The sequence below is a fragment of the Vibrio sp. VB16 genome, from assembly GCF_015594925.2.
Classification (GTDB): domain Bacteria; phylum Pseudomonadota; class Gammaproteobacteria; order Enterobacterales; family Vibrionaceae; genus Vibrio.
Map to the genome: position 1 here is coordinate 17,394 of NZ_CP087590.1, position 12,769 is coordinate 30,162.

Here is a 12,769-nt window from a genome sequence, read left to right on the forward strand (position 1 = left end):
GACTATTTCTCCTCATCCTTGTTCTTACACATTGGGAAACCCAAAGCTTCACGAGATGCGTAATACGCTTCTGCTACGGCCTTAGTTAAGTCACGAATACGAAGGATATAGCGTTGACGTTCAGTCACAGAAATGGCTTTACGAGCATCAAGCAAGTTAAAAGCGTGCCCAGCTTTTAAAATACGCTCATAAGCAGGAAGAGATAGAGGCTTTTCTAATGCCAAAAGTTCTTTACACTCTTTTTCGCATTGATCAAAGAAAGTGAATAAGAAATCGACATCAGCGTGTTCAAAGTTATACGTAGACTGTTCAACTTCGTTTTGGTGGAAGATATCACCGTAAGTGGTTTTTCCTAGTGGGCCGTCAGACCATACCAAGTCATAGACAGAATCGACATCTTGAATATACATAGCAAGACGTTCGATGCCGTAAGTTATTTCGCCAGTGACAGGTTTACACTCAAGGCCACCTACTTGTTGGAAGTAAGTAAATTGAGTAACTTCCATACCGTTTAACCAAACTTCCCAGCCTAAGCCCCATGCACCTAGTGTTGGGTTTTCCCAGTTATCTTCAACAAAACGAATATCGTGAACGAGTGGATCGACTCCTAGTACTTCAAGAGAGCCAAGATAAAGCTCTTGAATATTATCGGGAGAAGGTTTGATGATAACTTGGAATTGATAATAGTGCTGTAGGCGGTTCGGGTTTTCACCATAGCGGCCATCTGTCGGGCGGCGTGATGGTTGAACATAAGCGGTAGCAATTGGCTCTGGGCCAAGCGCTCTTAAGCACGTCATAGGGTGAGAAGTACCTGCACCCACTTCCATGTCTAGGGGTTGAACAATAGTACAACCTTGTGTTGCCCAATAATCCTGCAGCGCGAGGATCATACCTTGAAAGGTTTTGATATCGTATTTTTGCATAGTCAGGTTCGCGCGATTCTTCTGTCTGTTTATACCGGTCATATTTGAAGTTGCTGCTACGTTAATCGCTCTCATTCATTGAGTGTCTCTAATGCTTATAAGGGGTCATTCGTTTGTTGCTTTATCGCGACTTCTACTATTTAAGGTACAGTGGAAAATAACGTTAAAGTATAGCGATATATTGTCTATGGGAGTAGACCAAATATTGTTTATTTATCGAACGGAGGGAAGAATTTTTGTATTTATTGATATTTATTATTGTTTTCACGTTGAAAAGGCTATTTTTCAACGTGAATAATAAATATAGAGTGTGAGTATTTGACAACTAATGCTATTTGAGTCCTTTCTTTATCAAATACTCATAGGGGGCGGTTTCTGTTTGTGCTGCCAAAAGTTGATGATCCATAAAACGACAAAAACTAGGAATGTCTCTTGTTGTTGAAGGGTCATCTGCTTTAATAAACAAAACTTCGCCGTCTTGCATGTTTCTCATTGTCTTCCTGACCATCATGACTGGTTCTGGACATCTTAATCCTTCAGCTTCTAGAGTTTTGTGTGCTACAGCTGTATCGAGTGTCATTACTTCATTCTCTGTCTAATTCTTAATGCTGATAATACTGCCGGAAAAAAAATATTCAATAAAAGCTTGGCAAATGTAAAAAAAGTCGCTACATTTAGTTAACAAGTGCGCAACATCATTCCAGTATGTTCTAGCACTATTCCAATTTTTCTTGGGCTTCCCCGCTGAAAGGCGGGATTTTTTTTGCCTAAAGAAAAATGATTGAACCAGTGTAGTATATAAAGCAGAACCAATTGATAAGAGTAGTGTACTTTGGAACTGGAAGATATTTATCGACGCGATTTGAATTTGCTGGTGGCGCTTCGTGTCCTTATTGAAGAAAGAAGCGTAAGCAAAGCGGCATTGAGGCTAAATTTGAGTCAGTCTGCGATGAGCCGCGTATTAGGTCGTTTGAGAAACCTCTTAAATGATCCATTATTTACTCGCCAAGGACAGCAGTTACTACCCACTGAAAAAGCGTTAGAGATTGATAGCGCGTTGGGAGAGCCGCTCGAATCCCTGCGTTCTCTGCTGTCAGAGAAAGAATTTGACCCTAAAAGTTGTACGCAGTCTTTCACTATCGCGACAACTGATTATGCGATGCAGACAATACTGCCATTCGCATTACCACGTTTGTACCGTGAAGCCCCCAATGTATCTCTCGATCTCTTACCCCTTCAGCACGATCAGTTAATGTACCAACTGACCACTCAAGGGGCAGATCTTGCTATTTGTCGACCCACAAGCTCAATCGATTCATTGCATAGTGAGATACTCGGTAGGGTAGGCGTGTTTTGTATGGTATCGAATTCACATCCCTTAGCTGGTTTTGAACTGACTCTTGATGATTACCTTCGTTATCCTCACGCTACGATAGCGATAAGTGATGGTGTGAAAGCATTAATAGATCTGGCTTTAAAAGATCAACCAGAGAGAAAAACCGTAATACGTGCATACCATTTAGAGGCGGCTTTGGCAGTAATCGATACTATCCCGCTTATTATAACGGTCCCGGCTGACCTAGCTTATTTGGTTGCCGAAAGGTATAACTTGGTTATTAAGCCACTACCATTTGAATTTATACCATTTGAATATTCGATGATCTGGCACCCTAGATGTGAGCATTCGCCAGCTCAGGAGTGGTTAAGGAATCTTCTAAAAGAAGAGTGCGGAAAATTAATTGCTAAGCGGGTAGGGGACTTGGGATTAGAGGGGTAGTTATTTACTGTGAATATAACAAGGTGCTACTTTCACAGTAAATACAAATTTGACCAGTACTATAGGCTTATAGTTTGATCACGACACGACCGGTTACTTGACCATTGGTAATGTCTTCTGCATATTTTGGTGCTTCTTCAAGTGAGATCTCAGTACAAGCTTGTTCAAAGTAGCTTTCAGGTAGAAGCTTGGTCAGTTTATCCCAAGCCGCAATACGCTTTTCTAGAGGGCAAGATACAGAGTCAACACCTTGAAGGCGAACGTTACGCAGGATAAATGGCATTACTGTTGTTGGCAGATCAAAGCCACCCGCCAATCCGCAAGCAGCAACCGCACTATTGTAATCCATTTGCGCCAATACCTTAGCAAGTACCTTACTTCCTACGGTATCAACGGCGCCAGCCCAAATTTGTTTTTCTAATGGACGTGCTGGTTCTTCAAATTGAACGCGATCGATTATTCGGTTAGCGCCTAACTTCTCTAGTAGTGGTCCGTTTTCTTCAACACGTCCAGTAACCGCCGCGACTTTATAGCCAAGTTGAGCGAGTAATGTGACGGAGACAGAACCGACACCACCGCTTGCACCTGTAACCAGTATTTCTCCATCTTCTGGTTTTACATCTGCATCAATCAGTGCCTGAACACATAACATGGCGGTGAAACCTGCTGTACCGACCATCATCGCTTTTTTACTATTGAGGTCTTTAGGCAAAGGAACAAGCCAATCTGCTTTTAAGCTGGCTTTTTCTGCCATACCACCCCAATGATTCTCACCAACCCCCCAACCGGTAAGCACAACTTCATCGCCTTCTTGATAGCGAGAATCATCAGAGCTGATAACCTTTCCTGCAAGGTCTATACCAGGAACCATAGGGAAATTACGAATGATTCTGCCTTTGCCTGTAATCGCTAACCCATCTTTATAGTTTAAAGATGAGTAATCAACCGCAATTAAAACCTCCCCTTCAGGAAGTTGTGTTTCATCGATCTGTTCAACAGCAGCAAGTGTGCGTTTGTCTTCTTGTTTTAGAACTAAAGCGTTAAACATGGTTGTCTCCATAAGGGTTGGCAGGATGTAATCTAATTCGACTATGAAATTATGACATGAATTGTAGAACTATCCACTCTATGACAAAAATGAAATATTATCATTCTCGGTATGCAAGCTATGCATAGTTAAGTGGCGGGATGATCTTATATCGTTATACGCAAAAAAAGAGCGATGATTAATCGCTCTTTTTTATATGTTCAATACCTATATTACGTTGTGTAAGTATTTGATCAGCAATGGGGATGAATGCCCATTGCTGTCTGCTCCGCTACATCTATACGGGTAGCGAGTTACTTTTCCCAGACTGATATACGTTGTTTGCGAATTAGACCCTTTCAAAGACGGTTGCAATACCTTGACCCAGACCGATACACATGGTCGCCAAACCAAACTGAGCATCTTGTGTTTCCATCAGATTGATTAGCGTTGTTGATATACGCGAACCAGAACAACCTAGTGGATGGCCTAATGCGATTGCGCCACCATTTAGATTGATTTTGTCATCGACGACATCAGCCAACCCAAGGTCTTTAACACAAGGAAGTGATTGAGCGGCGAAGGCTTCATTCAGTTCTATTACACCAAGGTCTTGTACGGAAAGTCCCGCGCGCTTCAGTGCTTTTTGTGTCGCGGGAACGGGACCATATCCCATAATGGATGGATCACACCCGGATACAGCCATCGAACGAATACGTGCGCGGATAGGTATACCGAGTTCTTTGGCTTTGCTTTCGCTCATAACCAGCATCGCGGAGGCGCCGTCAGATAAAGCAGAAGAAGTCCCCGCGGTTACGGTTCCGTTGACAGGGTCAAAGACGGGACGAAGTTTAGATAACCCTTCAACGGTTGTTTCTGGGCGAATGACTTCATCAAAGTCCAGTTGAATCAGAGATCCATCAGCAGTATGTCCTTCCGTCGGCAAAATCTCATTTTTAAATCGGCCTTCAACCGTCGCCGCTTGTGCTCTAGCATGTGAACGTGCTGCAAATTCATCTTGTTGTTGACGGCTGACACCATGTAATTTACTTAGCATTTCCGCCGTTAAACCCATCATACCTGCCGCTTTAGCTACATTTTTAGATAACCCTGGGTGAAAATCGACACCATGATTCATTGGTACATGACCCATATGTTCAACACCACCGATTAAGCAGATTTCAGCATCACCTACCATAATGGCGCGGGAAGCGTCATGGAGTGCTTGCATCGATGAACCACATAGTCGGTTTACCGTAACGGCACCAATTTGTTTAGGCAGACCCGCCAATAATGCGGCATTACGAGCAATATTGAATCCTTGCTCTAGTGTTTGCTGTACACAACCCCAGTAAATATCTTCTATTTGATTTGGATCGACCTTAGGGTTTCGAGCCAAAATACCTTTCATTAAATGTGCAGAGAGATCTTCTGCTCTAACGTTGCGAAATGCACCACCTTTGGAACGACCCATAGGTGTGCGAAGACAATCAACAATAACAACATTATTCATTGTGAGATTCCTTTTCCAAAAGTGATTAAAGTGAGCCAGTTTGTTGAGCTTGGTAGAATACGCCATCGTTTTCTGCCATATCTAATAGCATTTGAGGGACTTCATAGAGTGGGCCCAATGCTTTGTATTGCGCCGCCATTTCAACATAGTGTTTTGCGCCAATACTGTCTATATAGCGGAATACACCACCTCTAAATGGAGGGAAACCTAAACCATATACCAAGGCCATATCGGCTTCTTGTGGTGACGCAATAATGCCTTCTTCTAAGCAAAGCACGACTTCGTTAATCATAGGAATCATCATTCTTTGGATAATCGTGTCATCATCAAAGGCTTGTTTATTTGCACAAACAGATTCAAGAAGTGGTAAAACATCTTCAGATAATGATTTTTTAGGTCTACCTTTTTTATCGACAGAGTATGCGTAGAAACCATGACCATTCTTTTGGCCAAATTTGTTAGCTTCAAAAAGAGCACCAATAGAATCTTTGCCTTGTTTTGACATTCTTTCTGGAAAGCCCTGAGCCATAACTTCTTGTGCATGATGGGCAGTATCAATTCCCACGACATCGAGCAAATAAGCGGGTCCCATTGGCCAGCCAAATTTCTTTTCCATCACTTTGTCTACTTTAATGAAGTCTGCTCCATCTTTCAGGAGTGCACTAAACCCACCGAAGTATGGAAAAAGTACGCGGTTGACAAAGAAACCCGGACAATCATTAACAACAATAGGGGACTTACCCATTTTTGCTGCATAAGCAACAACACGATTAATCGTCTCTTCTGATGTTTTTTCACCACGAATAATCTCTACCAATGGCATACGGTGGACGGGGTTAAAGAAATGCATACCACAGAAGTTTTCTGGGCGTTTAAGTGATTTGGCAAGTAGGTTGATTGGGATCGTAGATGTATTGGAGGCTATAACGCTATCTTCTGATGCGTATGTTTCAACTTCGCTCAATACGAAGGCTTTAATTTTAGGGTTTTCAACAACGGCTTCAACAATAATGTCGGATTGCTCAATGCCCGCATAATGAAGACTCGGTGTAATAGAAGAAAGAATACCGGTCATCTTGAAACCGTCGATACGACCTCTTAATAGTTGTTTGTTTAGTAACTTAGAGGCTTCTTTCATACCCAAATCAAGTGAGGCCTGAGCGATATCTTTCATCATCACGGGTACGCCCTTGAGCGCGGATTGGTAAGCGATACCACCGCCCATAATACCAGCGCCAAGTACCGCTGCTCTTTCTGTTTTTTTATTTGCAGATTTTGCGGCCTTTTTGGCAATCCCTTTTATGTGTTGATCATTTAAAAATAATCCAACAAGGGATTTAGCTTCTTCCGATTTTGCCAGTTTGATAAAGTGTTTACGCTCTATATCTAATGCGGCATTTCGGCTACAGGTAGCGGCTTCTTCTATTGCTACCACCGAGGTTATTGGTGCAGGATAATGTGGTCCCGCCTTTTGTATGACTAAGCCTTTTGCCATTGTAAAACTCATCATGGCTTCTAGCTTACTTAGTGTTAACGCGGAGGTTTTTTGTTTACGGCGAGCCTGCCAATCGAGTTGTTCATTTTTTGCCTGAGTAATCGTGTTAATTGCCGACTCGAGTAGTGTGTCTGTATCAACAACCGCATCAAGCAAACCTATTTTAAGCGCGTCTTCAGCGCGTTTTGGCTTGCCTGTAGTAATGAGCTCCATCGCTGTATCAGCACCAACCAAACGAGGCATACGAACAGATCCACCAAACCCAGGCATAATGCCTAGCTGTGTTTCTGGTAAACCTATGCTTGTGGTTTTGTCACCAATACGAAAATCTGTAGCCAATACGCACTCGCAACCACCACCTAGAGCGTAACCCTTGATCATTGAAAGGGTGGGGACGGGTAGATCTTCTAGTTTGTTGAAAATACTATTTGCATACTGCACCCATTGATCGAGCTCTTCTTCTGGTTTAGCGAACAAACCTAAAAACTCGGTAATATCGGCGCCCACAATAAAAGTATCTTTATCTGAACTAAGAATGAGACCAGTTAAGCTTGAGTGATTTTTAAGGGCATCAAGAGCTTGATCGAGTGATTCTAGCGTTCCTAAATCAAGTTTGTTCACTGAGGCGGGTGCACAAAAGCTCAACTCGGCAATGCCGTCGTTCAATTCTCTTACCTGTAGGGTAGTGGCTTGGTAAATCATTATCTTTCTCCGTAAAAAAGCAATGCGTATTTGCTATCGAGAGTCCATTTCTTATTTATTCTTGCTCTGTTTGACAAAATTCTGGTTTGACCAGATGATTGATTTTGAACCACTGAAATCAAAATATCAACAAAATTCAAACAAGCGTTTAACATTTGTGATGTTGGTTTTCTAGTATAGGTGGGTTTTTATCGTGATAGACTAGTTAAATTAGTACGTTAGATAAGTTAAAGATGAACGACCAACCGTATCGAATTCCAGCCGAGCCCGTTGAGTTTGAAGAAGAGATAAAAAAAAGCCTTTTTATTACTCAACTTGCTCATGCACCTACAATAGAAGCGGCCAAGAGCTTTATTGAAGAAGTAAAAGGAAAACATTCTGGTGCTCGACATCATTGTTGGGCGTTTGTGGCTGGCAGAGCAGATGATTCAATGATGTGGGGCTTTAGTGACGATGGTGAGCCGTCAGGCACAGCAGGTAAACCAATCTTAGCTCAGCTTAGTGGTTCAGGTGTGGGCGAGATGGTTGCAGTCGTTACTCGATACTCTGGAGGAATAAAGTTAGGAACCGGGGGATTGGTTAAGGCATATGGTGGTGGCGTACAGCAAGCACTTAAACGACTTCAAACTCTAGAGAAAAAAATCAACACTCAGTTGCAACTAAGGTTAGACTACTCGTTTATGCCCCTATTAAAAAATATAATGGCGCAATATGAAGCGTCGGCTTTGAATACAGAGTTTTTTGAACAGATTGAGATGACATTAGAAATAGAAAAGCGACAGGTTTCGGACTTTACATTAAGTGTCATCAATAAAAGTGGTGCGAGGATTATTGTTTCTCAAGATACCGTCACCCCAATGAAAAGATAACTAGGAAGTTAGAAGCTCAGCTTCATAATGCAAATATGCAATTTCGTTCAATTATCCGCATAGTCGGCTTGTTACTGGCCTTATTCAGTATATCTATGTTAGCGCCAGCATTTGTTGCTTTGGTCTATCGGGATGGTGCGGGTGTTCCATTTGTCAGTACTTTTTTTGTTTTGTTGTTTTGTGGAACGGCATGTTGGTTCCCCAATCGTAGACACAAGAAAGACCTAAAAGCTCGCGACGGCTTTCTTATTGTTGTCCTTTTTTGGACCGTTATAGGTAGTGCTGGCGCGTTACCTTTTCTCATATCTGAAGATCCAGCAATCACCGTTACCGATGCCTTTTTTGAATCTTTCTCTGCCTTAACGACCACGGGTGCGACGGTTATCGTTGGTTTAGATGATCTACCCAAAGCAATCCTATTCTATCGCCAGTTTTTACAGTGGTTTGGTGGGATGGGGATAATCGTACTAGCGGTAGCGATACTTCCTGTCCTAGGTATTGGTGGAATGCAGCTTTATAGAGCTGAAATACCAGGGCCAGTTAAAGACAGTAAGATGACTCCGAGAATCGCAGAAACAGCTAAAGCGCTTTGGTATATTTACCTGAGCTTAACCTTAGCCTGTGCAGGTGCGTTCTGGCTTGCAGGTATGAGTGCGTTTGATGCTATTTGCCACAGCTTCTCAACGATTGCTATTGGTGGGTTCTCAACCCATGACGCTAGTATGGGGTATTTCGACAGTCATGCCATCAATATGATTACGGTGGTATTCCTGCTTATTTCAGGTTGTAACTTCTCTTTGCATTTTGCTGCTTTCTCTTCAGGTGGGGTGCATCCTAAGTATTATATTAAAGATCCAGAATTTAGAGCGTTCTTTACGATCCAAGCGATATTGTTTCTGATTTGTTTTCTTCTATTGCTGATGCACCAATCGTATATCTCTATATATGATGCCTTTGACCAGGCACTGTTTCAGACGGTATCTATTTCGACTACCGCCGGGTTTACCACGACGGGCTTTTCTGAGTGGCCTCTATTCTTACCCGTGCTGTTGTTATTCTCTTCTTTTATAGGAGGATGCGCAGGATCTACAGGTGGAGGAATGAAGGTAATTCGCATCTTATTACTTACCTTGCAAGGCTCTCGTGAAATTAAGCGACTGATCCACCCTAGAGCTGTGTTTACGATAAAGCTTGGGGACAGTGCATTGCCACAGCGAGTGGTTGATGCAGTATGGGGCTTTTTCTGTGCATATGCGTTGGTATTTGTTATCTGCATGTTGGCCTTGATCGCAACGGGTATTGATGAACTCAGCGCTTTTTCTGCCGTTGCTTCAACATTGAATAATCTTGGTCCCGGACTAGGAGACGTTGCGTTACACTATGGTGATGTCAATGACAAAGCTAAATGGGTATTAGTGGTGTCCATGTTATTTGGTAGACTGGAAATATTTACTCTATTAATTTTATTCACGCCTACCTTTTGGCGTAGTTAAGGGAAAGTCAGTGGAAAAAATCCTTTTTTTATATGCGACAACCGATGGTCAGACTGTCAAGATCTGCCAACATATTCAAAATGAACTGCCAGAGTATGAATGTGAGTTTCAAAATCTCGATGATAAAGCAGACGTCGACTTTGCCGCTTACAATAAGGTCGTTATTGGCGCATCTATTCGCTATGGGCATTTGAGTAAAAATCTTTACCGTTTTATAGGGCGTAACTTAAAAGCGTTAAACCATTATAAAGTCGCCTTCTTTTGCGTAAACCTAACCGCTCGTAAGGAAGACCAAGGTAAAGATACACCAGAAGGGAGTGCCTACATGCGTACCTTCCTAAAAAAATCACCTTGGGCACCGAAGCTACAAGGCGTTTTTGCTGGAGCCCTTCGTTATCCCAAGTATAAGTTCATCGATAGAGTCATGATTCAGCTCATTATGAAAATGACGGGGGGAGAAACGGATTCTAGTAAAGAGATTGAATACACTAACTGGGATAAAGTAACGAAATACGCCCAATCTATTAAAGAAATGTAAACAAAACTCGTCTTTTTACCCCTTATTGAGTCAATTTTGTTCGAATAGAAATTAAATTCGAAAAAAGTGCAAAAAGGGGTTGCCAATGTGATTCATGTCTCTATAATGCGCCTCACTGACACGGTAGAGCCCACAAGGCTTTGCAGGTAAATCAGTAAGACGAGCAGCTTGAAAAAGCCTTCGAAATTAAAATGAAAAAGTATTTGACTCTTCACTTTAAATCGCTAGAATGCACGTCCGCTTCAAGGAAAGCTTTACAGCAACCGAGAAGCAACGCTCTTTAACAATTTAAACCTATATCAATCTGTGTGGGCACTCGTTGATGACAATCGAAGATGATTCTCTGCCTTAGGGCACGAAATCAACAACGGTTTCAATGAACTGAGTGACCTAATTTGATGCTTATTTTGTTTTTACTTTTTTAAAAGTGAAAGCGAATTAACTTCGAACACAGTTATTTAAATATCACTCTGTTGGAGTGATAGAACTTTAAAGAACACTTTACTATTTAACCTTCGGTTATCTAAAGTAAAAGGCAATTTAAAGTCAGTATTCATTGAGCCAAAAAGAACTTAAATTGAAGAGTTTGATCATGGCTCAGATTGAACGCTGGCGGCAGGCTTAACACATGCAAGTCGAGCGGAAACGATGTTAACAATCCTTCGGGAGCGTTAATAGGCGTCGAGCGGCGGACGGGTGAGTAATGCTTAGGAATTTGCCCAGTTGAGGGGGATAACTATTGGAAACGATAGCTAATACCGCATACGCCCTACGGGGGAAAGGAGGGGACCTTCGGGCCTTCCGCGATTGGATAAGCCTAAGTGAGATTAGCTAGTTGGTGGGGTAATGGCTCACCAAGGCGACGATCTCTAGCTGGTCTGAGAGGATGATCAGCCACACTGGAACTGAGACACGGTCCAGACTCCTACGGGAGGCAGCAGTGGGGAATATTGCACAATGGGCGAAAGCCTGATGCAGCCATGCCGCGTGTATGAAGAAGGCCTTCGGGTTGTAAAGTACTTTCAGTAGTGAGGAAGGCAGTAAGTTTAATACGCTTATTGTTTGACGTTAGCTACAGAAGAAGCACCGGCTAACTCCGTGCCAGCAGCCGCGGTAATACGGAGGGTGCGAGCGTTAATCGGAATTACTGGGCGTAAAGCGCATGCAGGTGGTTTGTTAAGTCAGATGTGAAAGCCCGGGGCTCAACCCCGGAAGGTCATTTGAAACTGGCAAACTAGAGTACTGTAGAGGGGGGTAGAATTTCAGGTGTAGCGGTGAAATGCGTAGAGATCTGAAGGAATACCAGTGGCGAAGGCGGCCCCCTGGACAGATACTGACACTCAGATGCGAAAGCGTGGGGAGCAAACAGGATTAGATACCCTGGTAGTCCACGCCGTAAACGATGTCTACTTGAAGGTTGTGGCCTTGAGCCGTGGCTTTCGGAGCTAACGCGTTAAGTAGACCGCCTGGGGAGTACGGTCGCAAGATTAAAACTCAAATGAATTGACGGGGGCCCGCACAAGCGGTGGAGCATGTGGTTTAATTCGATGCAACGCGAAGAACCTTACCTACTCTTGACATCCAGAGAAGCCAGTGGAGACACAGGTGTGCCTTCGGGAGCTCTGAGACAGGTGCTGCATGGCTGTCGTCAGCTCGTGTTGTGAAATGTTGGGTTAAGTCCCGCAACGAGCGCAACCCTTATCCTTAATTGCCAGCGAGTTATGTCGGGAACTTTGGGGAGACTGCCGGTGATAAACCGGAGGAAGGTGGGGACGACGTCAAGTCATCATGGCCCTTACGAGTAGGGCTACACACGTGCTACAATGGCGCATACAGAGGGCAGCCAACTAGCAATAGTGAGCGAATCCCAAAAAGTGCGTCGTAGTCCGGATTGGAGTCTGCAACTCGACTCCATGAAGTCGGAATCGCTAGTAATCGTAGATCAGAATGCTACGGTGAATACGTTCCCGGGCCTTGTACACACCGCCCGTCACACCATGGGAGTGGGCTGCAAAAGAAGTAGGTAGTTTAACCTTCGGGGGGACGCTTACCACTTTGTGGTTCATGACTGGGGTGAAGTCGTAACAAGGTAGCCCTAGGGGAACCTGGGGCTGGATCACCTCCTTAAACGATGATTGTACATGATGAGTGTCTACACAAATTGATATAGGTTTAGAAAGTAAAGAGAGTAGAAGGCCACCGTGCCTTCGACCCTATGTCCCGTTCGTCTAGAGGCCTAGGACACCGCCCTTTCACGGCGGTAACAGGGGTTCGACTCCCCTACGGGATACCATTTTTAAGCACATTCTTCGAGTGTATTTAAAAATGGTTTTCACTTATTACGATAAGTATAAAATCTTTGCTCTTTAACAATTTGGAAAGCTGACTGATAAATAATTGATTATTATTTATCAAAATAAAAGTTCTCAAAT

Annotated in this window: 9 protein-coding genes, 1 tRNA gene and 1 rRNA gene; 6 read left to right on the plus strand and 5 right to left on the minus strand. The window is 43.2% G+C overall.

Annotated elements, in window-relative coordinates; genetic code table 11:
- Nucleotides 1-2: 2 nt before the first annotated feature.
- Both glyQ and tusA read right to left on the minus strand, forming a co-directional pair.
- Nucleotides 3-923 carry a glycine--tRNA ligase subunit alpha gene (gene glyQ / locus IUZ65_RS00075; protein ID WP_195705148.1) on the minus strand — a complete coding sequence of 307 codons (921 nt, stop codon included), beginning with the start codon at nucleotides 921-923 and terminating at the stop codon, nucleotides 3-5.
- Nucleotides 924-1,254: 331 nt separating this feature from the next.
- Nucleotides 1,255-1,503 carry a sulfurtransferase TusA gene (gene tusA / locus IUZ65_RS00080; RefSeq protein ID WP_195704765.1) on the minus strand — a complete coding sequence of 83 codons (249 nt, stop codon included), beginning with the start codon at nucleotides 1,501-1,503 and terminating at the stop codon, nucleotides 1,255-1,257.
- Nucleotides 1,504-1,755: 252 nt separating this feature from the next.
- Between tusA and IUZ65_RS00085 the strand changes: the two genes are divergently transcribed.
- Complete coding sequence (locus IUZ65_RS00085; protein WP_195704766.1) at nucleotides 1,756-2,700, plus strand: LysR family transcriptional regulator; 945 nt, start codon at nucleotides 1,756-1,758, stop codon at nucleotides 2,698-2,700.
- Between the two features lie 67 nt (nucleotides 2,701-2,767).
- Here IUZ65_RS00085 and acuI read toward each other — a convergent pair whose 3' ends face one another.
- The 3 genes from acuI to fadB form a co-directional block, all read right to left on the minus strand.
- Nucleotides 2,768-3,748: an acrylyl-CoA reductase (NADPH) gene (acuI, locus tag IUZ65_RS00090; RefSeq protein ID WP_195704767.1), complete on the minus strand. Its 981-nt coding sequence runs from the start codon at nucleotides 3,746-3,748 to the stop codon at nucleotides 2,768-2,770.
- 328 nt (nucleotides 3,749-4,076) lie between these two features.
- Entirely contained in the window at nucleotides 4,077-5,240 is a 1,164-nt protein-coding gene (gene fadA / locus IUZ65_RS00095) for an acetyl-CoA C-acyltransferase FadA (RefSeq protein WP_195704768.1), read from the minus strand.
- Between the two features lie 25 nt (nucleotides 5,241-5,265).
- Entirely contained in the window at nucleotides 5,266-7,437 is a 2,172-nt protein-coding gene (gene fadB, locus IUZ65_RS00100) for a fatty acid oxidation complex subunit alpha FadB (protein WP_195704769.1), read from the minus strand.
- A gap of 233 nt (nucleotides 7,438-7,670) precedes the next feature.
- On the opposite strand from fadB, the gene IUZ65_RS00105 reads away from it, so the two are divergent.
- The 5 genes from IUZ65_RS00105 to IUZ65_RS00125 all read left to right on the plus strand — a co-directional run bounded on the left by IUZ65_RS00105 (nucleotide 7,671) and on the right by IUZ65_RS00125 (nucleotide 12,630).
- Complete coding sequence (locus tag IUZ65_RS00105; protein WP_195704770.1) at nucleotides 7,671-8,306, plus strand: YigZ family protein; 636 nt, start codon at nucleotides 7,671-7,673, stop codon at nucleotides 8,304-8,306.
- A 35-nt stretch (nucleotides 8,307-8,341) separates the two neighbouring features.
- Nucleotides 8,342-9,799, plus strand: a complete 1,458-nt coding sequence (locus IUZ65_RS00110) for a TrkH family potassium uptake protein (RefSeq protein ID WP_231363595.1) — start codon at nucleotides 8,342-8,344, stop codon at nucleotides 9,797-9,799.
- A gap of 10 nt (nucleotides 9,800-9,809) precedes the next feature.
- Nucleotides 9,810-10,337 carry a menaquinone-dependent protoporphyrinogen IX dehydrogenase gene (gene hemG / locus IUZ65_RS00115; protein ID WP_195704772.1) on the plus strand — a complete coding sequence of 176 codons (528 nt, stop codon included), beginning with the start codon at nucleotides 9,810-9,812 and terminating at the stop codon, nucleotides 10,335-10,337.
- Between the two features lie 574 nt (nucleotides 10,338-10,911).
- A 16S ribosomal RNA gene (locus tag IUZ65_RS00120) occupies nucleotides 10,912-12,464 on the plus strand.
- A 90-nt stretch (nucleotides 12,465-12,554) separates the two neighbouring features.
- Nucleotides 12,555-12,630, plus strand: a tRNA-Glu gene (locus IUZ65_RS00125).
- Nucleotides 12,631-12,769: the final 139 nt, after the last annotated feature.